Origin of the sequence: Buttiauxella noackiae ATCC 51607 (assembly GCF_001654865.1) — a bacterium.
In the GTDB taxonomy this organism is placed as follows: Bacteria; Pseudomonadota; Gammaproteobacteria; order Enterobacterales; family Enterobacteriaceae; genus Buttiauxella; species Buttiauxella noackiae.
The window spans coordinates 242,934-268,767 of sequence record NZ_LXEO01000017.1; the positions used below are offsets into that span (position 1 = coordinate 242,934).

Below are 25,834 nucleotides of genomic sequence, written 5' to 3' on the forward strand. Positions count from 1 at the left end.
TCGCAATGTATCAAGATGCGAATACTTTTATTGTTAAAACTTCAGATCAAATCCCTATACCTTCGACAACCTGAACGCTGAATAGGCGAATGCATTGAAATTTAGCTCAGGAATTCAGAAGCGTTCAGAAATCGAACAAAAGACTGGCTGATTGGATAAGTTGAAATATTTTCCCGCTTAATCAATTTATTACTCACATCGATATTGAATAACGCTGAGATTCTGCGAAAACACTGGCAATTTTTTTGTGATGAAAATCACATTGTTACATCAGCGTTTCCGAATTAACAAATATGACAAATAGTAAAAAATAGTTGAAACCTGGCGAACTTTGGTTCAATTTATGGGCCGAATATATATTGGGCAAACATAATAATTATATATAGCTCAACAAGTTAAATAAATGTTACATACGACGGGGTTATCAAATAATTGTCTAGTTCAAACAAACTTACACTATTCATTCTTCTTTTCATGTTTGCCGGGATCCTCTCCGGTGCTGCCATCCACGAGTACGCAGCCGCTGAAAACATCAAAAGCTATGCCGAAAACATCACGCTGTTTACCGACATCTTTTTACGCCTGATCAAAATGGTTATTGCTCCATTGGTGTTCAGCACCCTGACCGTGGGCATTATGAAGATGGGTGAAACATCCACCATTGGCCGCGTGGGCGGCAAAGCAATGGTGTGGTTTGTTTCATCTTCTGTGCTTTCTATTCTGGTCGGCTTGTTCATTGTTACCCTTCAACACCCAGGGGCTGGCATGAATTTACAAGTGCCAGCGGGTGATGTGCAAACCGGTCTTGCGGTCAGCGGCATGAACCTGAAAGCGTTTATCTCACACACCATTCCAACCAGCATTGCGGGCGCAATGTCGAACAACGAAATCCTGCAAATCGTCGTGTTCTCTCTGTTCTTCGGTATTGCTGGTGCTTCTTTGGGGGAGAAATTTAACGCCCCTTTAGTCGCGGCGCTGGATGTGGTTTCCCACATTATGCTGAAAGTGACAGGCTATGTGATGTACGTGGCACCACTGGCTATCTTCGCGGCTATTTCGTCTGTCGTTGCGACGGAAGGTCTGGGGATTTTGCTTAACTACGCATCCTTCATTGGCGGTTACTATCTCGCGATTATCCTGACTTGCATGGTGCTTATCGGTGTTGGCTATATGGTTCTCAAGCGCGATGTATTCCGCCTGATCGCCATGCTGAAAGACCCGGTCCTGGTGGCGTTTACTACCAGCAGCTCCGAAGCGGCTTATCCGAAAACACTGGACCAGCTCACGCGCTTTGGTTGCTCTCGTAACATTGCATCATTTGTTCTGCCGATTGGTTATTCGTTCAACCTGGTCGGTTCAATGGTGTATTGCTCTTTTGCTTCTATGTTTATCGCGCAGGCTTATAACATCCACCTCACTTTCTCTGAGATTGTTGTGCTGATGTTGACCTTAATGCTGGCGTCAAAAGGGATTGCAGGTGTACCGCGTTCTGCGCTGGTTGTACTGGCAGCAACCATCCCAAGCTTCAATATTCCGGTGGCAGGCATTTTACTGCTGATGGGTATCGACCACTTCCTGGATATGGGCCGTTCTGCCATCAACGTATTGGGTAATGGCGTTGCGACGGCGATGCTGTCCAAAAATGAAGGTGAACTGGAAGAACAAACTGAGATTGGTGAAGAGATCGAAGCTTAAGTCTTTTCTTTCGTAGGTCGGATAAGCGCAGCGCCATCCGACAAAATCGCTGGACACGGTGGATGACGCTAATCGCTTATCCACCCTACCAAAGCTTTTCCGACCTACTTAACATTCGTTTTCTACGCCACGCGCGCCGCGCTATCGACCAATGCCATCTCTTCGCTGTTAAGCAGCTTCTCGATATTCACCAGAATCAACATGCGGTCGCCTAATGCACCGAGACCAGTCAGATACTCTGTGGAAAGCGTCACGGCAAACTCTGGTGCCGGGCGGATTTGCTCTGCGGTCAGAGACAACACGTCAGAGACACCATCTACCACAATACCCACCACACGCTGACCAAAGTTCAGCACAATGACCACGGTGTTATCGTTATATTCCACGCCATCCTGGTCAAACTTAATACGCAGGTCGAGGATCGGGACAATCACACCACGCAGGTTAGTGACTCCCTTGATAAATGCCGGAGTATTGGCAATACGCGTGACTTGATCGTAACCGCGAATTTCCTGCACCTTTAAAATATCGATGCCGTACTCTTCATCACCAAGGGTAAAGACCAGGAACTCTTGCCCTACCGTTTCCCCGGTCAGTTTTGTCACATTGGTTAATCCACTCATTTTCTTATCCTTTCTCAAAAACCGGAGAATCAGGCGGCAGTGCCGGCCATACGTTGTTCACGGTTCAAACCCTGCAGCGCAGATACATCAACAATCAGCGCCACACTGCCATCACCGAGGATAGTTGCTGCGGAAATTCCCGGCACTTTACGATAGTTGCTTTCGAGGTTTTTCACGACCACCTGATGTTGACCAATCAGCTGATCCACCAGCAGCGCGTAACGCCGACCAGCGCTTTGCAAAATCACCACAATGCCTTGCGTCGCTTCGGTTTTCGCACCGGCAACATCGAATACTTTCCACAATTCAACCAGCGGCAGGTATTCGCCACGCACTTCGAGTACACGCTCGCCGCCAGCAAGAGGATGCAGATCGTCTTCTTTCGGCTGTAGCGACTCCATCACCGCGTTGAGCGGCAGGATAAACACTTCGTCGCATACTTTTACCGACATTCCGTCAAGAATAGCGAGCGTCAGCGGCAGCATAATGCGGATGGTGGTACCGACATTGGCCTGCGATTTAATTTCAACATGGCCACCCATTTCCTGGATGTTACGCTTCACCACATCCATGCCTACACCGCGCCCGGAAACATCCGTAACTTGCTCAGCGGTTGAGAATCCTGGGGCGAAAATCAGCATGCCGACTTCCTCGTCCGACATGTTTTCATGCACGGCCATCCCTTGCGATAACGCTTTAGCAAGAATGCGCTCACGGTTCAGGCCCGCACCATCATCAGAAACTTCAATACAGATGTTCCCACCCTGGTGTTCGGCAGAAAGAATTAAGTTACCAACGGCTGATTTCCCCGCTGCAAGGCGTTTTTCCGGGGTTTCGATACCGTGATCGAGGCTATTACGCACCAGGTGAGTCAGCGGGTCGATAATGCGTTCAATCAGACTTTTATCCAGTTCGGTGGAGCTACCTTGCAGCGTCAGTTCAACCTGTTTGTCGAGCTTACTTGCCAGATCGCGCACCAGACGCGGGAAGCGACTGAAGACATACTCCATTGGCATCATGCGGATAGACATAACTGACTCTTGCAAGTCTCGGGCGTTACGTTGTAACTGACCCATACTGGTAATCAGTTCGCCGTGTTCTACCGGGTCTAATTCATTGGATCGCTGTGCCAACATCGATTGAGTAATCACCAGCTCGCCAACCAGGTTAATTAACTGATCAACCTTCTCAACCGCAACGCGAATACTGCTTGATTCGCTAACACGCGCAGGTTTGCTTTCTCTTTCCGTCCGTGGAGCGACAGTTGCCACAGGCACTGCAACCGTCGGCTGTGGCGCATTAACGGCAAGGGCCACTGGCACTTCTTCTTGTACAACAGCAGCCGCTTGCGCACTTGCTGTTAACGGAAGAAATTCGATTTGTTCAGGCTCGATTACAAAGCAGAGCACCGCGCTGATGTCATCAGCGCTGACCGTCGTCTCAATAGTCGCAGTGACAGAGTTTTCACCCTTTTCCACTTCACTTAAAGTACCGAGGTTACCCAGCTCTTCGAGCAGTAAATCCAGCTCAGTAGATTTCAATCCGGTAATTGCAATGCGCAAATTGCCATCGTTTGTTGGCAGCGTTTCGACTGACTCTTTTTCTACGACGGTCAATTTTGCAGGCGGTGCAGCCATTTCACCTTTGGCTTCCAGAGCCAGTTGGCGCAGCGCTTTGCAGATATAATCGAAACTCTCAGCATCGGGGACGTGTGAGTTTTTATAAGCGTCCAACTGTTCCTGCATAATATCTTTGGTTTCCAAAAACAGGTTGATGATATCGGTGTTGAGGAGCATCTCACCGCGCCGGGCATCGTCGAGCAGGTTTTCCATTAAATGCGTGGTTTCCTGCAAAACGGTGAAACCGAAAGTCCCGGCCCCCCCTTTTATCGAGTGTGCCGCGCGGAAAATGGCATTCAGCAGTTCTGAATCCGGCGCTTCAGGAAGCAGATTCAGCAGGTGCTGTTCCATATCGGCCAGTAGCTCGTCGGCCTCGTCAAAAAATGTCTGGTAAAAATCGCTGATATCCATACTCACGCTATCACCTCGTACCGGGTTGTGGCGGTAATGTGTTCTGCGCCGGTTCCGCGGCAGCAGGCTGTTGGAGAATGCTTATTGGCTGGTTATCGCTTTCTGCGTTTTCATGCACGATGGCATCCTCAGCTTGTTTGTTGAGCACCAGCAAACTAATGCGACGGTTAATAGCATCGCCAGGTCCGCGATTAGTCAGGCGCATGGTTGATGACATACCCACTACGCGCAGGACTTTGCCGTCGATTAAACCGCCTGCCATTAATTCACGGCGCGAGGCGTTAGCCCGGTCGGCGGAAAGTTCCCAGTTGCTATAACCGTGTTCGCCCATGGCATAAGGCAAGTCATCAGTGTGGCCAGATAAACTAATTTTATTAGGAAAATCATTCAGTAACGGTGCAATGCTGCGCAGAATATCGCGCATATAAGGTTCAACTTCTGCACTGCCATTTTTAAACATCGGGCGGTTCTGGCTGTCGATGATTTGTATCCGCAGCCCCTCCTGAACCAGATCAATTTGCAGATGGGGGCGCAGCGCACGCAGTTTAGGGTCAGCTTCAATCAATTGATCCAGTTTGTCGCCAAGGCGCTTAAGGCGGTTGGCTTCCATCCGCTTTCTGAGATCTTCGATATTCGGCTGTCTTTTCACTTCACCTTGTTGCTGTGTTACATCATCGCCACCGCCAGGAATTGGACTTTGGCTATCGGCGATGCGCTGCCCACCGGTAATGGCGGCAGAAAGTGGCGTACGGAAATAGTCGGCAATTTGCGCCAGTTCTTTAGGGCTGGAGATGGAAATCAGCCACATCACCAGAAAAAAAGCCATCATCGCGGTCATAAAGTCAGCGTAGGCAATTTTCCACGAACCGTGCGCGCCGCCGCCGTGGCCTTTATGCTTACGGCGTTTTACGACAATAATCGGGCGCGCGTTGTGCTTCATACTTCTTCTTCCGTGGCGCGCGATTGCGCGTTCGGAGAACGAACAGCACGAACATGTTCTTCCAGCTCAACAAACGATGGACGCTCACTGGAGTAAAGAGTTTTACGGCCAAATTCGACAGCAATCGGCGGTGCGTAACCATTCAGACTTGAGAGCAAGGTGACTTTTACACACTGCATCATTTTGGTCGTTTCAGCGCTTTTTTGGCGCAAAACGGTCGCCAGCGGTGAGATAAAACCGTAGGCCAGCAAAATCCCAAGGAAGGTTCCAACCATGGCGTGGGCAATTAACGCCCCCAATTCACCGGCGGGACGATCGGCTGAGGCCAGTGCGTGCACCACGCCCATCACGGCGGCAACAATACCGAAAGCCGGAAGTGAATCCCCCATGATGGCAAGGCTATTTGCCGGTATTTCAGCCTCGCTTTCATGAGTTTCAATTTCCTCATCCATCAGCGCTTCAATTTCAAATGAGTTCATATTCCCGCTGATAATCAGACGCAGGTAATCAATAATAAATTCCAGCATCAGAGTGTCGGCAAGAATACGCGGGTAACTGGCGAAGATTTCGCTTTCTTTTGGGTTTTCGATATCACGTTCCAGCGAAAACATCCCTTGTTGGCGCGATTTCGCCATCAAGCGATAAAGCAAGGCCATGAGATCCATATACATGCTTTTGGTGTATTTCGAGCGGCGAAAAAGTAATGGCAATGCTTTTACCGTTGCTTTAATAGCCTTACCGTTATTCCCAACGATAAATGCCCCCACTCCCGCCCCACCAATGATGATAAATTCAGCTGGTTGATAGAGTGCGCCAAGATGACCACCGGTCATCATATAGCCGCCGAATACTGTCGCGATAACGACCAGATAGCCTATTACAATCAGCACGAGTACATCCTTCTGCTGTTAAATGTGACGAGGAATCACAAATCAGAGGGGTTTATGGCTCAGTGCAAGGCAAAAAAAAGCAGCGATAATTGCTTATCGCTGCTGGAGTGTTTACCACACCGAACTGTTAAACGGCCTGTTTGACCTGTTCATCCAGCAGTTGTGGAATAATATCGGCAGTATTCGTAGAAAGTTTACGTCTTTTTACCGCTCTCGACGGCGGCTGGCATAAACTGCAAGCAAAGCTACCTGCAGGCTGATGTGCGTGAGTAATAAAGTTACCACCACAGCAATTACAGCGGCTCAATTCAAGCATGTTACTTTCAACAAAACGCACCAGCGTCCATGCGCGAGTCAGCGCCAGCAGCGGCCCGCCTTCTTGTGCTGGGCACTGTTCCAGGTACAAGCGGTAAGCCTTTATAACGGCATCAACACCGGTACATAATCCGGTGCGCAATAAGAACTGCCAGGCGTTACAAAACATAGAAGCATGGATATTCTGCTCCCACGTCATAAACCAGTCGGTAGAAAATGGCAGCATTCCTTTCGGTGGTGGGCTGCCACGGAGCTCTTTATATAGTTTGATCAGTCGGCCACGACTTAATTGCGTTTCACTTTCCAGCATCTGCAATCTTGCGCCGAGGGTGATTAACTCCATCGCCAGTTGTATATCACGCGCTTCCTGAACAATACTTTTTTCGCTCATTTTGTTACGCCCTTTTTTTGCGAGGAGCCTCGTCTATTGCGGACACCTCATTTAATAAGCGGGTGGATAACAAAATGCCAGTATGAATTTGCTGTAAATCATCCACACGAGAGTCTTGTGTCAGGCGGGTAATGGTTTGGTTATCGTTAAAGCGGAATTGGCAAATTAGCTGGTTAGTTTCCGCCAATTTCACCATTTGTGGCAATGTTAATTCACTCAGGGAATTGGCCATATCCTCGGTCACTCCCAAACGAAACATTGCTGAGGCTTTATCGCTACTAATAAGGCGCTGCGCAAGCAACAAATACGATAAATTAATATCGTAGATATGTTTCAACAACTCGGATGTATGCATTTTGTTCATCCTGAAAAACTAACTTTTATACATGCGGTAAGACCGCACCCCGTGAGTCGCCGAGAAATCCCGGTTAAAATTAAAACAACCAAAAAAGGCAAATTCAATTGACTGATAACACGTACTGAATCCACCGACACGAAAATGCGGTGGAGACTTCCTTGTATGTACGTTCTTATCCGAGCTTAAATTTCTAACATTTAATTAAGATTTTTCCTAATTCCGGGCAAACTCTACTCGTAGGCCTTTAGACATACAATGCGGATGCCTGCGAATTTTAAGTTATATGTGACACAGATCACATATATTTACTTTATGAGTCACCTTAAAACATCAGCAAGACTTTTCATTTGTTCATTAAACAATCAAACTCGAAATAACCGTTACGTTAATCTGGTAAAACCTTTTCGTTTGCCTAACAATCTGATGACTTACCATCAATAACGCATCTTCAGGCTTGGTTAGCCATGTGATTTATATCGCATTTTTTATCAAGTAATTTAATACTCTGTTTTTATGCTTATTTTTAGCACATAACGCCTTGAAGTTTTCTATTTAGTGTAAGAATGCCTATTAATTCTTACACCAGAATGACAAGCGCGGTATCAGCATAAATTAATACGAAAGTTTGATGGAAAAATGTGCTACCCAGGCATTCAGCCTGATTCACAACTCATTTACATTAGAGTTATTAATCATTTTTCATGAGCAGACTCACAATTTTCATGGGTACTATCCTTGCGTACAAATGTGACTTGTAGTACGAAAAATGTAAGTGATTTGCTACTAATAAGTGGGAGGTTGTCATGAGTTACCAACATATCCTGGTTGCTGTTGCCATCAGTCCAGAAAGCCAGACTCTGGTTGAAAAGGCGGTTTCAATCGCCCGGCCAGTAAATGGGAAAATTTCACTGATTACACTCGCATCCGACCCCGAACTTTATAATCAATTTGCCGCACCAATGATGGAGAACCTACGGGAATTAATGCTTGAAGAGACTCAGATTTTTATTGACGAGATAGTTCGGAAGGCAAATTACCCTATTACAGAAACGGTTATTGCTACCGGCGAATTAAGTGAGCACATTCTGGCAATATGTAATAAGGGTTCTGTGGATTTAGTGATTTGTGGCAACCACAATCAATCTTTTTTCAGCAAGATAATTTGCTCTGCGAAAGCAGTGGTCGCCTCCAGTCAGGTTGATGTTTTGCTCGTTCCGCTGAGATAAGCACTATTTAAGTTAAATTTGGCTTTTATCATCAGAAATAAGAGGGACATTTATCTTAAATTGATGTCACTCAAAGCTTACTTCAAAACATAAATTCAAAAGCCAAGTCGGTTTTGACCAGGTTCAGGATTTAAATTGCCCAGCTTTAACATGGAACGGCAATTTTATGATCTGGCGAGTGGTGCCAGGGGTATTCCCCTGACACGTTCACGGTTACCCGGTGTGCAATGAAGTAAATCGACTATGCGAAGGGAAAAAACACCGCCTGGCCGTATGCAATGGCATAGAGTCACGCCAACTTAGGAAATGTCGCCACCTTCTTTCCCATTTCAACCTCATCGTTTCGTGGAGCGACCTGCTTTAAGTCTTCAATAAACCGCTTCTGCCAGTGGTGAATATCATTCTTCTCAATCACCGTCATCATCTCGCTATGGCGTGATATACGTTCGGCCAAAGGCATAGTTAACGCGCGGTCTAGTGCTGCGGCAACATCGTCACGATCGTAAGGGTTAACAATGAGTGCAGAGGATAATTCATTTGCCGCACCTGCAAATTTAGACAACACCAGCACGCCAGGATTCGCGGGATCTTGCGCGGCAACATACTCTTTCGCCACCAGGTTCATGCCATCACGCAATGGCGTCACGAGGCCAACATCCGCGTGACGGAATACTTTCATTACCAGCTTGCGGTCAAAATGTTGATTCAAGTAGTACAGCGGTGTCCAGCCTAGTTGCCCATACTTACCGTTGATGCGCCCCGCTTCCGTTTCCAACTGATGACGAATATCCTGATATGCCTGCACATCACCACGCGAAGTTGGTGCGATTTGCGTGTAACGAATTTTCCCATGGTGCTGGGGATAATTTTCCAGCAGCGCTTCAAATGCGAGAAACCGTTCAGGCAATCCTTTGGAGTAATCCAGCCGCTCAACCGAGAAGATGTTTTTGATACTCCCCAATTCCGCTTTAAGTTGCGCCAACTTTGGCGGCAGCGGCCCCTGGGCATTCTTTTTGATTTCTTCGGGTTCGATACCTATTGGATACACTTCAGTGTGGAACGTATTGCCATACGCCTGATGCTGGTTTTTATCCAGGCTATCAAGCCGCGTCTGGCTTGCAACACAATCCAGGAATGCCTGGCGATCATTTTCCGTCTGAAAACCCAGTAAATCGTATTCACACAACGCTTCGAGTAACTCTTCATGCGGCGGCAGCGCGTTAAACACCTCAGGCGTCGGGAATGGAATATGCAGGAAAAAACCGATACGCTGCTTTAGCCCTTGCTTACGGCACTCTGCGGCGAATGGCAGCAAATGGTAGTCATGTATCCATAAAATATCGTCCTTTTCCAACAACGGCTTTAGCTTGCTCGCAAGCAAAGTATTGACCCGTTGGTAGCCTTCCCAAGCTTCACGCTGATAATCCACCAGGTCCAGACGATAGTGGAATGCCGGCCAAAGGACAGCGTTGGAAAATTGCAGATAATAGCTTTCGTAGTCCTCCTGGCTGAGATTGAAAGATGCCCAGGTAATGTTGCCTCGTTTGGTTTTTTTTAACGCAGCATCCGGGTCACCGACCTCGCCACTCCAGCCAAACCACAACCCTCCGGCCGCCTTTAAAGCCCCCAAAATCCCCACAGCTAAACCACCTGCACCGCTTTTCTTATCGTCCGGCGGCGCAATGCGATTAGAGACTACCACTAAGCGACTCATAATCTTCTCCCCGTAAAAAGTCTGACTTTTGTTGTTCTATATGTTGCGTTAATTTGCCAAGCCAGTGATAAACCATGCGCACGTTTGCCAGTCGGAAATTAGCAATCGTGTCGCCATTTCCCACTTTAATGGTCACCCCTCCAAGGGCGTTAACCTGTTTGAACCCTGCTTCATCTGTTAAATCATCACCAATAAAAACCGGTGTACGTCCCGCAAATGGAGCTTCTTGCATAAATGCGCGTATAGCAGCACCTTTATCAATGCCCAGGGGTTTCAACTCCACGACACATTTTCCCGGCTGTAACACCAGTTGCGGAAAGCGCATTGTCATTTGCTGCGCCAGCTCAAAAATAGCCTCTTCAGCTTCGGGGGCCTGACGGTAATGCAAGGCAAAAGCCATCCCTTTAGCTTCAAGTTCAGTACCCGGAAGCTGCAAAAGTGCATCGCTTAAATGTTGATGTAATGCGGTTACTACAGGTTCCGGAAGCGTCACAACGTGGGTTTTATCATTGATATCACGGCGTTCTGCCCCATGCACACCCGCGAGTGGGAAATGAAATGGAGTGGCGAGCTTATCAAGCTCACTCATTGAGCGCCCTGAAATCAATGCCAATGCTCCACCACTCATGACAGACATTTTTTGCAGCAATGTGCGCACCGCAGCGGGAATATAAACCTGGTCCGGATGCGGTTTGATTTCTGCAAGCGTGCCATCGAGATCGAAGAAAAAGGCAAGGTTTCCTGAAAGTAGAGGCGGTACAGATGCAACTTCAGCCACCAGCGGCTCCTCCTTACATAGTTAGTCTTACTACCGTAACGGTAGATTATGATTAGCCATGTAAGTATAGACAGGGTGACGGGTGTCGCAATTTTCCAGGATAAATCGCCAGGCCGCATATGACCTGGCGTTTCGGTGTGGCAGGTGTCAGAAGAAGCTTGCGATAAGTCCTGAAATCGCCACAAGCCCCATAACCGTAACGAAGATATTGCTCACTTTGCCACGGAATTTCGCCAGCGCAGGCATTTTGTGGATGGCGTACATCGGCATGATAAACAGGATCATCGCGATGATTGGGCCGCCCAGCGATTCGATCATGCCCAGGATGCTTGGATTAAGTGTTGCCACCAGCCACAGGCTGAACAGGAAGAACAGAGCGATAGCTTTATTCAGCTTACGGTCATCAAAACGCTTGCCGTTGTGGCGGGCAATTTTTTTCACCAGTCCGTGCAGACCTTCACGTGCTCCCAGGTAGTGACCGAAGAAGGAGCTGGAAATTGCCAGAATTGCTACCAGTGGGCCAAAGATGGAGATCAGTGGGTTATCAAATTTGTTAGCAAGGAAGCTCAACATTGAAATATTTTGCTGTTTTGCTGCCATCAAATCTGCCGGAGTCACACTCAGTACGCAGCTGAAGACAAACAACATAACAAACGCCAGCAGAATGGTGGATGTTTTGCGCAGCGTCTGGCTCGCTTTTTCATCTGCCTGGTTGCCATATTCACGGCGCTGAGACAACGCAAATGAGGAGATAGCTGGAGAGTGGTTAAAAGCAAAGACCAACACCGGAATAGTCAGCCACATCGTCGTCGTGAAATCTATCGCCGTGGGCACTTGGGAAAGAGCTGATGTATTCCAGTGCGGAATCAAATATAAGGAGAGGAACAGTAAAATACCGACTAACGGGTAAACCATCAGCTCGGTAATTTTCAGCATCACACGCTCACTGGTGAGCATAACCGCCATCAGCGCGGCGATCAGTACAATCGACAAAATCACACGCGGTGGTGAAGCCATTCCCAGTTGGTTGACCATTAGCGAATCAATAGTATTGGTGATGCCTACGCCGTAGATAAGCAGAATCGGGTAGATTGCGAAGAAGTACAGCAGTGTGATTAAGATGCCCGCTTTTGCACCGAAATGCTCTTCCACAACTTCGGTGATATCGCTGCCAGGGTTACGTGATGATAAGACAAATCGAGCAAGCCCGCGGTGAGCAAGCCAGGTCATTGGCCCAACGATAACTGCAAGCGCCACTAACGGCCAGAATCCGCCCATCCCTGCGTTGATCGGCAGAAATAACACCCCTGCCCCGACCGCCGTACCAAAAAGACTTAGAACCCAGGTAGTATCAAACTTACGATTCCCAGGAACATGCACTTTACTACTGGTGTAATTAACATCACTGCTCATTGGCTCATCTCCTTGAGGCCGAATTCAGGCTGCCAACTCTACTTTGGCAGCGTGACTGTTACAGTGATTCATATCTTGGTTTGAATTAGTTTATGGATGGAAATACTAACAATCTAATCAATATCACATTTAAACACTGGATATCTTTTGTGCGTAAAAATTAAACAATGTTGATGGCAAAAAAATGGTGGATGTCGCTTTCACGAATCCACCCCCAAAAAGAGTTCACACCCTTTACCGTTATAATATGTTCCCACTACTCGGAATCAGCACAGCAGAATCCAGCCGTTAAATGGTGCGTTTTGCTTTCTGTTTGTAGCGGTCGAAGATGACGGCCGCAAGCAGAATCAAGCCGCGCACCACATATTGCGAGAAAGGTGAAATATTCAGCAGATTCATGGCGTTTTCCACAGTGCCAAGAATCAAAATCCCGGCAATCACGTAAGAAATTTTACCTATCCCGCCTTTGAGTGATACTCCGCCCAACACGCAGGCTGAAATCACAATCAACTCATAACCAATAGACGTCATTGGCTGGCCACTGGTCATACGCGAAGCAAGGATGATCCCCGCTGCTGCCGACACTAATCCTGAGAGAATAAAGATGATGATTTTAGTGCGCACCACAGGTACACCCGCCAGACGCGCCGCTTCTTCATTGCCACCAATCGCCAACGTGTTACGGCCAAAGGTCGTTTTATTGAGCAGGAAACCAAAAACAATCAGGCAAGCCACTGTCAGCCAGATCGGTGCAGGCAGCCCTAACCAGTTGGCATAACCCAGTGCAAAGAAGCGTTCATCCTCGATGCCCACCGCTTTGCCATCAGAAATAATGTAAGCGAGACCGCGCACAATCTGCATGGTGGCAAGCGTCGTGATCAGTGCGTTGATTTTTAGTTTTGCGATAACAAAACCGTTCACCAGACCGCATAGCACACCCAGCAATAGCCCTGCCGCCACACCAATCCACAGGCTTTCGGTCATGTTGATGACTACCGCAGTGGTGACCCCGGCACAGGCAATCACCGACGCAACGGACAAATCGAAATCACCCGACGCAAGGCAGAACAACATTCCACAAGCCACCATTCCCGACATTGAGATGGCAAGCCCTAATCCCTTCATATTCACGAAAGAAGAGAAATTCGGTACAAAAATAGCGCAGGCAATAAATAGAACGGCGAACACCACCAGCATGCCGTAGTTATCCCAGATACGCCCAAGACTGAGGGACGACTTCTTATTGCTGTCACCTGATGTAGTTAATGCAGACATTTTTATCTCCTTGCTCATGCGGCAGACGCACTGGTTTTTGGCATTGCCAGACTTAATGCTTGTTGCTCATTGGTTTCGCCATGCAGCAATTCACCGGCTATTTCCCCTTCGCGCATCACGATAATGCGGTCCGCAAGGCCCAGCACTTCGGGCAGATCGCTTGATGCAAACAGCACCGCTACTCCTTGTGCAGCAAGAGCATAAATCACGTTATAGATTTCGTGTTTCGCCCCTACATCAATGCCGCGCGTTGGCTCATCGAGCAAAATCACTTTCATCTCCTCCGACAGCCAGCGCCCTAAAATCGCTTTTTGCTGGTTGCCACCGGAAAGATTCATGATCAGCTGTTCAGCTGACGGGGTTTTAATGTTCAGCGAACGGATATGCGAGGCGGCATTGTCTGTTTCCCAGCGGTTGTTTATCAGACAACCGGCGCTAATATGCTTACGCCGCGCACTGATGTTGATATTGTCACGCACCGAATGCACCGGAATAATGCCGTCAGCTTTGCGGTCTTCCGGGCAGAGCATCATGCCGGCACGAATCGCGTCGGCGGGCTTATTGATATTGATAACTACGCCATCAATGAACACTTTGCCGTCGGTAATGCGCGTACCACCAAACATGCCTTTCATCAGTTCACTGCGACCAGCACCGACCAGACCAAACAGACCGACAATTTCACCACTGCGCACCGAAAGTGAAATAGGTGCCCGTACCCCAGGGGCTTTTACGCCATCAAGGCGTAAACGCTCAGCCCCATGCTCACGAGGTTTCCAGCCATAAACATCGCCCAGATCGCGCCCGACCATCGCCTGCACCAGCGAGTCATGACTGACCTGCTTCATATCATCAAAAGTGCGCACGTAGCGCCCATCTTTAAACACAGTGATGGCATCACTGAGAGCAAAGATTTCCTCCATACGATGCGAGACATAAAGGATCACGCGGCCTTCTGCGCGTAACTCACGGATGACGCGAAACAGGTTGTCGATCTCACGACGAGAGAGAGAACTGGTCGGCTCATCAAAGGCGATCACTTTCGCATTTCGCGCCAGTGCCTTAGCAATCTCCACCATCTGCCATTGGCCGATGGATAAATATTTGAGCGGCGTGCTTGGGTCAATATCCAGCCCAAGATGCTCAAGTTGTAATTTTGCTTCGTAATTCAGTAAGGAGCGGTTCACGAACCCCGCTTTATGAGGCAGCTGTCCGAGGTAAATATTCTCTGCTACCGACATTTCCGGCACCAGATGAAGCTCCTGATAAATAATCGCGACTCCGGCATTAAGCGCCGCGGGAGTGTCGGCAAAAGCCACTTCTTCACCGCGCAGGGCAATACAGCCCTGGGTTGGAGCATAATTGCCACTCAAAATTTTCAGGAGCGTTGATTTACCTGCGCCATTCTCCCCCATTAGTGCGTGAACTTGCCCGGCATAACAGTCGAAACTGATGTCCTGTAAGGCTTTCACGCCGGGGAAAGTTTTGCCTATACCACGAAAAGAGAGATACGGTGTCTCATGTTGCATGACATACCCCAATGTCGGATGACGCTTGCGCTTATCCAACCTACAGTTTGTGTTTACGTTGGTGAGATTTGGGTAGGGTGGATAAGCGCGAACGCCATCCACCACAAACGTTACTTACCGCCGAGACCTTTTTTAGCCAGCTCTTCTTTAAAGTTGTCGCGAGTGATCAGCACCACGTCGGTAACTTCAGTGAACTTCGGTGGTTCTGCACCTTTAGTGACCCAGTTGTAGAGCATTTCGCTACTTTTATAGCCGTGAACATCCGGGCTTGGGAGCAAAGACCCGTAGAAACCAGTGGCCTGAGCTTTCGACAGTTCACTTACGGCATCCACACCATTAATCCCTACACCAATAACATCCGGTGCTTTAAAGCCCTGCCCTTCGGTTGCGCGCACGCCACCCAGCACGGTGTTGTCGTTCATGCCGACAATCAGCCAATGTTTCACTTCAGGGTGTTGAACCAACATGGAGTTGGCGGCATCGAAAGCCCCTGGGATGTCGTTAGATTTGGTCGGTACTTTGTAGATTTGTTTTTCCGGGAAACCAGCCGCTTTCAAAGCTTCCATTGAACCAGAAGTACGGCGGCGGGCAGTATCGAGCTCGTCAGACGTAATCGCCATAACCGCAGACTCTTTCACGTCCCAACCGCGTTTTTGCATCTCTTTGTAAAGCTCTTGCCCCTGGCGTTCACCGATTTTAGTCGCCGCCATCATCACTAATGGCACGGTCTCCATTGGCTTGCCTTTCGCGTTGACGAACTGGTCATCAACGGCAATCACTTTCATGTCGTAGCTTTTGGCTTTCGCCACAATTGCCGAACCCAGCTTTGGATCCGGAGTACAGATAACAAAGCCTTTCGCACCGCTGGCGGCCAGGCTATCGATAGCATTAAGGGTTTTTTCGCCATCCGGAACGGCAATTTTAATGACTTCAAAGCCAAGATCTTTCCCGGCTTTATCAGCAAATTTCCATTCGGTCTGGAACCAGGGTTCTTCTGGCTGTTTCACCAGGAAACCCAGCTTCATTGTTTCTGCGATAGCGGATTGTGACATAATTGCAGCAATGCCAATTGCCGCTAGCGCTTTAGTAAATTTGTGCATGGTATTCTCCAGCTCGATTTTATTTTCTGTAGGGTAAGGTTTAGTTAAAACAAGCCATTAGCCGTATGAGCTTTTTGCTTCGGGGCTGGAGATAGTTGTAGCGGGAAATTAATAGTCCATAAGAGAGCGCAATCACATGGCAGAAATACAGTCATACCGTGCATGTATTCAGCAATAAAAGACATAAAAATAGGGGTTTATGTCAGACAAATGAAATAAGGGTTAGCAGATTTATCCATAAATTCAGCGTTAAGATGGATAAGCTGATTTATCTAAATACAGATTGAAGAAGACGGGTAAGCATTGCACTCACCCGCCGGTATTCTTGATCTTTACCATTGATAATAAATATGTTCCGCGTGGTCGCGTGCCGGGGTTTCATTACCTTCCAGACGGGCGGCAACAGTGAGTGCAAAATCAAAGACTTTGCCCAACCCTTTACCGCTTATCAGATTGCCATCTTCGACTACGTCAGCATCAACATATTCGCCGTCCGTAACTTGCTGCCATAAATCTCCGGAACAGACGTAACGACGACCTTTAAGCAATCCGTTCCCCCCCAGGATGCGCGCAGCTGCAGAGCAAATCGGGCAGATTAACTTGCCCAGATCGTCATGACGGCGCACAAAGGCAATTACGCTGGCACTTTGGGCCAGAAAGACGCTGCCTTCCGGGCCGCCGGGGAGTACCACGGCATCAAAGGTGTCATCAAAACATTCGCTCAGCGTGGCATCTGCCACCATCGGGATATCGTGATAACTCACAACCGCGCGTGTATCGACGCAAGAAAGGGTACGCACGTTAATTTTTAAACGACGTAGAATATCAATGGTAACTATGGCTTCCCCTTCTTCAAAACCCGGGGCCAGCAAAACTGCAACGGTTTTCATCAGACTCTCCATGTAGCCCCCCGCGATATCGCGAGGGCGCAAAACTTACCAATACAGACTCCACACCTGCCGCACACGTATAAGTGCTTCAAGATAGAAATAGTCTCCCCAACTACAACACTCATCGACACCTTTGCCGCTCGCCATGTGATACACAGAATGTTTCAGCAAGCCTTCACATGGCTCATCGTCCCGCGCCAGATAGTTATCAGTAAGCGACTGGATAATACGCAGTGCCATCTCCTCATAATGGGCGCGATGTTCATCCAGTACCGGCAGCGTTTTCACCAATTCCAACAAGCCGCAGGCGGTAATCGCCGCTGCTGAACTGTCGCGCACCGCATCGCTGCCCAACAATGAAAGATCCCAGTGGCAAACATCATCTTCTGGCAAACGATTGATGAAGTAATGCGCAAGGCTACGGGTGAGGTCCACCATGCTTTTATCACCGGTGTATAAATAAGTGAGCAAGAAACCATAAATCCCCCACGCTTGCCCACGCGACCAACATGAGGTGTCGCTATAGCCCTGATGCGTATTACCAAATCGCGGCTCACCGGTTATTACATCCATATAATAAGTATGGAATGTTGAGGCATCCGGGCGAACGATATACTTCGCGGCCTGCTGCGCATGTGCGGTCGCGGCCTGTGCGTAGCGCGCATCTCCCGTTTGCTGACTTGCCCAATAAAGCAGCGGAAGGTTCATATTACAGTCAATAATCATCCTCCCCTGTTGTTCTGGATCATTCAAATCCCCCCAGGCCTGGATGATTTTCGCCACCGGGTTATAGCGCTCCATCAAAATATCAGCAGCTTGCAGTGCGATTTGACGGGCTGTTTCATTGCCGGTTAAACGCCAGGCATTTACGCACGACAGCGTATAAAGAAAACCCAGGTCATGAGTGGCTGTTTCGATACGTTTGTCTAAACGTTCCGCAAAAGATGGCAAATAGTGCTCTGCCGCCTGGCGATATTTGTCATCTCCAGTCATTTCCCACGCAAGCCACAGTTGGCCAGGCCAGAAGCTAGTCGTCCACTCAACATTGTCGGTCGGCTGCCATTTACCCCCTTCACATGCTTCGTTAGGGAATTTGTTCCCGACGATGGCAATCGTCTTATCCAACTTTTTGGTCACGCTATTAAGCGCATGATCAAGCTTATGTTTTAGGGCCAGACGGTCTACCTGATGCAATTCAATAGGGCGCAGTGGCTCGGTCACCACATTTTCAGTGACTAAATTACAGGTCATAACGTTTCCTTTAATTAATGTTTTGCCGGCTCAACCGGTGCGGTGTCTAAAGCGGATAAGAACGTATTGGATTCATCGCGTTTTGACTGGCAGCGCGAGAGGGTGAAAGCGGAAATCAGGGTGAATATCAGTGCGCAACATCCCATTATTAAGTAGGTGTGCTCGAAGCCGATTTTGTCGTACAGGTAACCCGCAGGCGGTGCCACCACAACCGATCCAACATAAATCATCGCCTGATAACCCAGTAAATACATGGTGGCATTGATTTTCTTATGGAAATGCTCGGCGATATATTTGAAGACCGAAATGAGCAACAGAGCAATTTCAACACCATAGAACGGTTTGATGATTGAAATCACCAACGGGTCACTGGTCAGCCCCGAAGCGATCAGGCGTAAACCCACTACGCAGCCGCACAACAACAACCCTTTTTTAGCACCATAGTGATTCACCAGCAGCGGGATGAACATCATCATCACGAACTCCATGCCGGACTGTACTGTGCTCAGGTAGCCATACCACGCATTGCCCTGCTCTTTAGTATCGAAGAAAGAGACGAAGTAACGTGGGAATTGCTGTTCGGCAACGAACATCATCCACGCGACACCTGCCACATACAGGCTGAACATCCAGAACTTGCGGTTTTTCAGTAGCATCAAAACATCAGCGAAAACGATTTTGTTCGCTGAAATCACATTGTTATTACGCAGTTGTTCATCACCAATTTTCAGGCTAATCAGCACCAACAGCATTAATACGGAGGTGGTACTACTGACAATGAAGTTGGCCAGTGGCGTATAGTTGAAAAGCAGGCCTGAAACCGATGCTGCCATTGCCCAACCGAGCGATCCCCACATACGAATGCGCCCAAATTCCAGGCCATACAATCGGCTAAAGCGATCGGCATAAGATTCGGAAGCCGCAACACCTGCGTACCAGCCGAGGCTCAGATAAAAAGCACCGATCACAATGCCAAAAGTGGTATGCGTCAGCAGCAACGGTTGATAAACCGTGACAAAGAACGGAGCCATCAGTGCAGAAATCGCGCAGACAAAATAGAGCAGCCACTTGCTCATACCAATTTTGTCCATGATGTAGCCGTAGACCGGCTTCATGACCACAGCAAAGACGCCATTGATAGCAAAAACACTGCCGATGGTGACGCTGTCCAATCCCACTTTCTGGCTTAACCACAGAGCATATAATCCGAAGCTTGAGGACCAGGTGAAAAAGTAGAGAAAGATAAAACTGCTCATTTTGATTTGTGCGGTACGCGTTGGTGTCGGGATGTTCATGGGTGTTTCTCCAGAATAAGGAGTTTGCTTTGATTACCCATCACCAGGCGTACAACACCCTCGCTGATAATGGCTTGCGGGCAAGATTGCGCTTCAAAATCGTCGCAATCCCCTGCCCAAGTGGCACTGATTAACAGATGTGTGCCGATATTCAACTCACCTTGCAGCAACGGCACTGCTGCCCGCTCGGCAAAAAGTAGATTGCTGTTTGGGGGCGTCAGGACTAACTGCGCGCTGCGTGATTTCGGGCTTAAACAATAAATGGCGCTGGTATCAGTGGGGGTTGTGAGCAAACAACTCCCCTGCACCATTTGTGTTTGCGGGATTGGACGATTTGGCAGACTAAAACCACCTTCAGCACAATCGAGTTCGCGCGCCGTTTTGAGGTGATGAACCCGTACTTGCCAGTCGCCCAACGGCAGCAACCAGGTGTCGATACTCACGTCGTGCCACGGCAGCCAACGGCTGAAAATCATTCCGTCTGCGGTACTGACTTGTTGGCATTCACGGCGCCCACGCCAATAGTTATCTTTCTCGGATAACAACAACATTGAGTCAGGTGCCGCATGGTTTAGCCCGTAACGACCACGCTCAATGGTGAATCCATAGCGGGTTGAATAGGCAAATTTGCAGTATTTAGCTTCAGTATTAACGAAGTTATTTAGCTCAAGTTGCCCGGATGTCAGCATCCATAAATGGTGCTTTTGATGAACCAAAATTTGTGACGCATGGGGAATGCTGTGGGGTGATTCACGCACAGGTAACGGCATTTCTTCCGCTTGCCAGAATGCATCTTGTTCGCTCAAAGCCAGCACCAGCATGGTTTTCAGCCCCCAGTAAGGAGAACCCGGCGCGTTGTAATCTTCCGCCATTATCAGGTTGGGATAGCTATAACCAACACTCAGCACACCGTCACGGTCAAATAACGGCTGTTGCAACCACCAACGCAAGTGACGCAATACAATTCCTTTCACCACACCGGGCTCGTAGACTTCCGGACCTGCAAATGCAGCAGCACTCCAGAATGCGGCCTGTGCAAAGCGATAAGTCAGGCTGCGGCCAAAAGGAATAGCGGCCCCATCGTCGGCAAAGAAATGGATGAAATCTGCGGCAAAGAGTTTTGCGCGCTGGCGTAGTTTTTTACAGCGCTGCGGGTCAACATCGGCCATTAACCTGGAATAGATAAGCCCGTAGAAATGGAAACCCATCGAAATATAGTAATCGCGCGGGCGGCCAGGCCCGTCTGAATACCAACCATCGCCAAGGTAATAGCTCTCCATGGCGGCAAAATGATTTTCCAGAGCCTGGGCATTATTGGGCATTCCACAATGATGGAAACCAACCTGCACCAGAATCGGGAAGAAATGCCAGTTATTATCCGGAATATCCTGGTTTTCGCTCTGTTTGAGCCATTGCCAGAGATTGTGTTTTTCTTGCTCATTAAAATGTGCCAGCACAGGCTGATGCGCGACGGCCAGCAATAATCCGTAGGCCGCCATTTCGACAATACGCTGATCGTAAGGTGCCACTTCACCCCAATAATCCGCATGGTCCGGATTGGTGCCATTTTTTATTGCCTGAATATAGAAAGAGAAATGTTCAGGCTCACCTCCCCCCGCCAGCAGCGGCGTGACACCCCACAGTAAACGCGAGAAGGTTTCCATATTTGCAATTTCCTGCCCGTAATGCGCAGTGAAATTAGCCAGATCGATGCGGCTGGCATCTTTTTTAAAGAATGGTGAAACTGCATTTAATACTTCATTCGCCAGATTTTGCAGATCGTTCCTGCTTTTCAGAGGGTTATTGAGGGTGATATTTTCAGGTTGCAAGATGTCCTCCCGTCGAGTACGAGAAAATTATAAGTTGTTGTTATTAATATTTTCTTAGCGCTGGTTATACGCGTTGAAACCAAGAATAGTCGCTTTTATTCCCGGCTCAGAGTGAGCCGCATCACAAAAATAAACCGTTATTTCATTTTCATTGGCTTTTTTGCTTTTCGCGCGCAATAAATTACAAATGATGGCGTAAAAATTTAAATTTATTGTCCTGGAGGGAAAATGAGTGAACCACAATTGATGGAGAGAATTACGCTCGACAGCCAGGTGATCTCATTTCACCGTCTGCGAGCGTCCAGCGCCAGGTACTATCACTGGCACCAGTGTGTTGAGTTTCTTTATATTTCAAAAGGCTACGGAATCGTCGTGGTGGACAATCAGCATTACACCGCAAGACCCGGGCGGCTTTTTATCTTCCCACCGTTTCGGCTGCATAAGGTACATGTCGATGCCAGTGACAAAAACCTCTATCACCGCACCACCATGCACATTGAACACTCTTCTGTTATTAGTACCTTGCATAGCTTTCCACGCCAACAAGCTCAATTTTCTGCTCTCGCCGCAAGCAACGTCCCCGCACAAATTTACGATTTAAGTGAGCAGGCCGAGTATATGGAAGTGATTCTCGAGCAGTTCGACAACCTCGACCCTACAGGGCATTCCACCGCCAGTGACGTTGCGTTTATGGTGATGCAAATTATGGCCTTCCTACCCGCTCAACCGCAGCTATTGATCCCGCAACAACAAACGGTTGCGTCACGCATCATGCAGTGGGTCGAGAGTCACTACAGTGAGAAATTTTCACTGGACGAGCTGGCGCAATCCATTGGTTTATCACGCAGCTACACCTCGCGGATTTTCCGTCAACAGACCGGCGGCAGTATTCATGAGTATTTGCTGACCCGACGTATAAAGAAAAGCTGTGATCTATTGCGCACTTCACCATTAAGTATTGAAGCTATCGCACAGGAGGTAGGGTTTATAGAAGTGACGTACTTCATTACTTGTTTTAAAAAAATGATGTCCCAGACACCCTTGCAGTATCGTAAACAGTCACGAGGGCATTCAACTGAAAGACTCAAAATATGATCTGACACAATAATCCATCTAATACAGGATTAATTACTCAGTGCTGAATCACAGTTTTAGTCATTTCACTCACGCAATTCAAAATAAATAATTTGGAAGATAATTATTTAATCATTCCTTTTTAATATTTCCTGTTGAATAACTTTGTAAATAAGAATGAAACGCCAGAATCAACTGTTTCATTAATAACCCTTAAGAGGTATTATTTTTTACAACGCAGTCAGGACGCGGATTCACAGGACATGACATGGATATAATCTTGTTGTTTTATCTATATGCCCGTCATATTTCATGTAATACAAAATTCTAATTCCATCCCGATATTCCGGCTCAATAAGGAAATTATCATGGCAACTTCCGGCATGGTTCAAAGTCTCAACCTGCAGATAAATCGTGATTTTTATTCCTCAAATCTCTATTTGCAGTTGAGTAACTGGTGTTCAGAAAAGAGTTTAACTGGTGCGGCGAATTTTTTAAGAAATCAGGCTCAATGTAATATTACTCAGATGATGCGTATATTTAATTTTATGAAACAAGCTGGCGGGAATCCCATTGTATGGACGATTGAAGCGCCACAAAGCGAATGCGACTCTTTGGAAGCACTGTTTGAAAAAACGGTTGAAGATTATCAGCAGCGCTGTGCGACACTGACAAAATTGACTGCTGAAGCAACAGAATTGAGAGATTATTCAATACTCACGTTCCTGAAGAGCATGGATCAGGAACAACAAGACGAAGGCCTGCTGCTCAACACTATCCTTGATGAAGTACGCAGTGCTCATAAAGCCGGATTGTGTATGAGCCAAACCGATGAGCACCTGACAAATTTAGTGAATCATCAACAGCATTAAGCCTCATTATGTCGGGTAATAAATCAGTTTATTACCCGAGCAATAAACTGATTTATTCGCTTTTGTCGCCATTATCGGTGAATGTTTCTTGCGCTATGCCGCCTTAGTTATGCGCACCACATTAACTGTTCACGTAAACTGAGCGTCTCTTCCGGGAAACTCGCCAGCACAACTTTATAGCGTGCCTTCTCCTTCGGATAGCCGCGCATAGATTGCAGTAACAGCCGTAATGCGCTGTCCCAGACGATGCCCTGTAAATCGCTGTATGGCCACAGATCGGGGTCTGCAATAAATGGCATCAGATAATCGATCCCCAGTTTCACGCTCCTGCCATCTTGTACTGCATCCCAGCGATCAAATTCGACATGCTCTGCATAACGATTAAGCAGCAGATGGGCTTCAAGATTAAATAAGGAATAATGGAATGGCACCGGACGTTCCAGCTCCATCGTCTGTTTTCCTTCCTGGTCGATTTGCGCAGCCATTCGTTGGGTAATGCCCTGTTGAATAATGCGCGCCACCAGCCCCTTGTCGCCGTAAAATAGGGCATTAGCGGCACGTTGCGCGTCATACCAGGTGCCGTGGTTGTTATGCCACACGTATTCAGAATGTCCCACATCGCTGTAAAACATCCAGTGGTTGAAGTCCCTGAACCATTGGTGCAAACCAATAATGTCATCGGTATCCAGTACACCCGCAGGGCTAATCAAACCAATAGTATCAATCACCATCCATAACAGACGTGTATCGATTAGCCCGGTACCGCGCCCGGAAACAATACCAGGAATAGCCTGGCCATAGTTCAGATGCGGGTTCATACGCGTTTTCTCGTCAAGGAACCAGCACTTGATTTGCTCTGCTGCTGCCTGGGCATATTTACGATGCCCGGTAAAATACCAGGCGAGCCCAAGCGTCAAACAGCGTTCACACATGCGGATGATGCGCGTGGTGTCCGTGTCATTATTCTGACATTGCGGATTAGTATGCCCGTCACGGCGAATATATGGCAGGCCGTTTGGCCTGCGTGGATTAGGCCACCAATACGTCCCCAGGCTGTAATAATCATGAGGGTCACCACTCACCGAGCGTAATTTCTTATGCACCACGCTTTCCGGTGGTTGCCCACGAAGTTTATCCGCCTCGCTGACCAGACGCCCCAGCGCCAGTTGCAAAGGAGAAAAAGGTTGCTGCAGACAACGGCGGGCATTCTCAAGACACGTCACATCCAGGGTGTACAACTTCATCTATCGCTCCTTAATGGCATGCTACTCGTTGCCCGCTTTCGGCATCAAAGATATGAATACCGGTCAGTTTGGGTTGTAGCCATACCGTTTCACCTTCCTGAACATTTAAGCGTTGCTTAAACACCGAGGTAAATGAACCTCCTCCAGTGTTACAGAACAATTGCATATCAGAACCGGTGTTTTCGATGGCGGTAATGGTCGCTTTTAGTGCCCCGTTACCCTCACCTTCTTCCACAACATTGACCTGCTCCGGGCGTATGGCATAAACCACTGTCTGTTGGGGTTTTACCTGCATACCCGGCGGCAAGCTTAGCAGGGAGCTATCGGCGAGGCGCAGCATCATTTCACCATTTTGCAGCGTGACTTCACCTTTTAACTGATTGATTTCAGGAGAGCCGATGAACCCTGCAACGAATAGATTTGCCGGACGGTCATACAACTCCAGCGGGCTACCAACCTGTTCAATACGCCCTTCACGCAACACCACAATCATCTGCCCCATCGTCATGGCTTCGATTTGGTCATGGGTAACATAAACCGAGGTTGTTTTCAGGCGGCGGTGCAATTCGCGGATTTCCCCACGAACCTGGGTGCGGAGTTTTGCATCAAGGTTAGAAAGTGGTTCGTCAAACAAAAACACCTGCGGGTTGCGCACAATCGCACGTCCCATTGCTACACGTTGACGCTGACCACCCGAAAGATCTTTTGGTAAACGATCGAGTAAAACACCTAATCCCAGAAGATCGGCTGCGGCCTCAACTTTACGGCTGATTTCTGCTTTTGGCAGCTTCGCCATTTTCAACGCGAAGCCCATATTTTCGCGCACGGTCATCTGCGGATAAAGCGCGTAGCTCTGGAATACCATTGCAATATCACGCAGTTTCGGCTCAACGTCGGTCACATCTTTTTCGTTGATGGCGACCTCACCGCCCGTTATCTCCTCAAGTCCGGCAATCATGCGTAATAACGTTGATTTCCCGCAGCCGCTTGGGCCCACCAGCACACAAAACTCGCCGTCAGGGATAGTAAGAGAAACATCTTTAATGACATGTGCATCGCCATAAGATTTACAGACATTCTTCAGTACAACGGAACCCATGAG

22 protein-coding genes are annotated in these 25,834 nt (G+C 48.1%); 4 read left to right on the plus strand and 18 right to left on the minus strand.

What is annotated here, in order from left to right; all coding sequences use genetic code 11:
- Positions 1-432 precede the first annotated feature (432 nt).
- Positions 433-1,695 (plus strand): dicarboxylate/amino acid:cation symporter, encoded by a 1,263-nt coding sequence (locus M979_RS08665; RefSeq protein WP_034455089.1) that lies wholly within the window; start codon positions 433-435, stop codon positions 1,693-1,695.
- 122 nt (positions 1,696-1,817) lie between these two features.
- Here M979_RS08665 and cheW read toward each other — a convergent pair whose 3' ends face one another.
- The 6 genes from cheW to flhD all read right to left on the minus strand — a co-directional run bounded on the left by cheW (position 1,818) and on the right by flhD (position 7,239).
- Entirely contained in the window at positions 1,818-2,318 is a 501-nt protein-coding gene (gene cheW / locus M979_RS08670; RefSeq protein ID WP_034455088.1) for a chemotaxis protein CheW, read from the minus strand.
- 29 nt (positions 2,319-2,347) lie between these two features.
- Complete coding sequence (gene cheA / locus M979_RS08675; protein WP_064554479.1) at positions 2,348-4,348, minus strand: chemotaxis protein CheA; 2,001 nt, start codon at positions 4,346-4,348, stop codon at positions 2,348-2,350.
- 10 nt (positions 4,349-4,358) lie between these two features.
- Entirely contained in the window at positions 4,359-5,288 is a 930-nt protein-coding gene (gene motB, locus M979_RS08680; protein WP_034455086.1) for a flagellar motor protein MotB, read from the minus strand.
- The gene (gene motA / locus M979_RS08685) at positions 5,285-6,178 is read right to left on the minus strand and encodes a flagellar motor stator protein MotA (protein WP_034455085.1); all 894 of its coding nucleotides are present in this window, start codon (positions 6,176-6,178) and stop codon (positions 5,285-5,287) included. The genes motB and motA overlap by 4 nt, the downstream gene beginning before the upstream one ends.
- Before the next feature lie 127 nt (positions 6,179-6,305).
- Positions 6,306-6,884: a flagellar transcriptional regulator FlhC gene (gene flhC, locus M979_RS08690; RefSeq protein ID WP_034455084.1), complete on the minus strand. Its 579-nt coding sequence runs from the start codon at positions 6,882-6,884 to the stop codon at positions 6,306-6,308.
- A gap of 4 nt (positions 6,885-6,888) precedes the next feature.
- Positions 6,889-7,239 (minus strand): flagellar transcriptional regulator FlhD, encoded by a 351-nt coding sequence (flhD, locus tag M979_RS08695; protein ID WP_034455083.1) that lies wholly within the window; start codon positions 7,237-7,239, stop codon positions 6,889-6,891.
- Positions 7,240-8,045: 806 nt separating this feature from the next.
- On the opposite strand from flhD, the gene uspC reads away from it, so the two are divergent.
- Positions 8,046-8,468 (plus strand): universal stress protein UspC, encoded by a 423-nt coding sequence (gene uspC / locus M979_RS08700; RefSeq protein WP_034455082.1) that lies wholly within the window; start codon positions 8,046-8,048, stop codon positions 8,466-8,468.
- Positions 8,469-8,757: 289 nt separating this feature from the next.
- Here uspC and otsA read toward each other — a convergent pair whose 3' ends face one another.
- The 10 genes from otsA to M979_RS08750 form a co-directional block, all read right to left on the minus strand.
- A complete protein-coding gene (gene otsA, locus M979_RS08705) occupies positions 8,758-10,182 on the minus strand; it encodes an alpha,alpha-trehalose-phosphate synthase (protein WP_064554480.1) in 1,425 nt (474 codons plus the stop codon).
- Positions 10,157-10,960: a trehalose-phosphatase gene (gene otsB, locus M979_RS08710; RefSeq protein WP_064554481.1), complete on the minus strand. Its 804-nt coding sequence runs from the start codon at positions 10,958-10,960 to the stop codon at positions 10,157-10,159. The genes otsA and otsB overlap by 26 nt, the downstream gene beginning before the upstream one ends.
- A gap of 147 nt (positions 10,961-11,107) precedes the next feature.
- On the minus strand, positions 11,108-12,373 hold the full coding sequence (locus M979_RS08715; protein WP_064554482.1) for an HAAAP family serine/threonine permease: 1,266 nt from the start codon (positions 12,371-12,373) through the stop codon (positions 11,108-11,110).
- A 288-nt stretch (positions 12,374-12,661) separates the two neighbouring features.
- Positions 12,662-13,648 (minus strand): L-arabinose ABC transporter permease AraH, encoded by a 987-nt coding sequence (gene araH / locus M979_RS08720; RefSeq protein WP_034455078.1) that lies wholly within the window; start codon positions 13,646-13,648, stop codon positions 12,662-12,664.
- Between the two features lie 14 nt (positions 13,649-13,662).
- Positions 13,663-15,177 carry an L-arabinose ABC transporter ATP-binding protein AraG gene (gene araG, locus M979_RS08725; protein ID WP_064554483.1) on the minus strand — a complete coding sequence of 505 codons (1,515 nt, stop codon included), beginning with the start codon at positions 15,175-15,177 and terminating at the stop codon, positions 13,663-13,665.
- A gap of 110 nt (positions 15,178-15,287) precedes the next feature.
- Positions 15,288-16,277: an arabinose ABC transporter substrate-binding protein gene (locus M979_RS08730; protein WP_034455076.1), complete on the minus strand. Its 990-nt coding sequence runs from the start codon at positions 16,275-16,277 to the stop codon at positions 15,288-15,290.
- A 332-nt stretch (positions 16,278-16,609) separates the two neighbouring features.
- Positions 16,610-17,167 carry a DJ-1 family glyoxalase III gene (locus M979_RS08735; RefSeq protein ID WP_064554484.1) on the minus strand — a complete coding sequence of 186 codons (558 nt, stop codon included), beginning with the start codon at positions 17,165-17,167 and terminating at the stop codon, positions 16,610-16,612.
- 45 nt (positions 17,168-17,212) lie between these two features.
- Entirely contained in the window at positions 17,213-18,418 is a 1,206-nt protein-coding gene (locus M979_RS08740) for a glycoside hydrolase family 88 protein (protein ID WP_064554485.1), read from the minus strand.
- 14 nt (positions 18,419-18,432) lie between these two features.
- Positions 18,433-19,713: an oligosaccharide MFS transporter gene (locus tag M979_RS08745; protein ID WP_034455073.1), complete on the minus strand. Its 1,281-nt coding sequence runs from the start codon at positions 19,711-19,713 to the stop codon at positions 18,433-18,435.
- Positions 19,710-21,542: a DUF2264 domain-containing protein gene (locus M979_RS08750; protein WP_064554486.1), complete on the minus strand. Its 1,833-nt coding sequence runs from the start codon at positions 21,540-21,542 to the stop codon at positions 19,710-19,712. Before M979_RS08750 ends, M979_RS08745 begins: the two co-directional genes overlap by 4 nt.
- Positions 21,543-21,770: 228 nt before the next feature.
- On the opposite strand from M979_RS08750, the gene M979_RS08755 reads away from it, so the two are divergent.
- Together M979_RS08755 and M979_RS08760 are read left to right on the plus strand one after the other, a co-directional pair.
- On the plus strand, positions 21,771-22,637 hold the full coding sequence (locus tag M979_RS08755) for an AraC family transcriptional regulator (protein WP_064554487.1): 867 nt from the start codon (positions 21,771-21,773) through the stop codon (positions 22,635-22,637).
- 347 nt (positions 22,638-22,984) lie between these two features.
- Positions 22,985-23,488, plus strand: coding sequence for a non-heme ferritin-like protein (locus M979_RS08760; protein WP_064554488.1), 504 nt, complete (start codon positions 22,985-22,987; stop codon positions 23,486-23,488).
- Positions 23,489-23,595: 107 nt separating this feature from the next.
- Here the strand turns inward: M979_RS08760 and M979_RS08765 are convergent, their stop codons facing one another.
- Positions 23,596-24,732: an alginate lyase family protein gene (locus tag M979_RS08765; RefSeq protein WP_064554489.1), complete on the minus strand. Its 1,137-nt coding sequence runs from the start codon at positions 24,730-24,732 to the stop codon at positions 23,596-23,598.
- 10 nt (positions 24,733-24,742) lie between these two features.
- Positions 24,743-25,831 (minus strand): ABC transporter ATP-binding protein, encoded by a 1,089-nt coding sequence (locus M979_RS08770; protein ID WP_064554490.1) that lies wholly within the window; start codon positions 25,829-25,831, stop codon positions 24,743-24,745.
- Positions 25,832-25,834 lie beyond the last annotated feature (3 nt).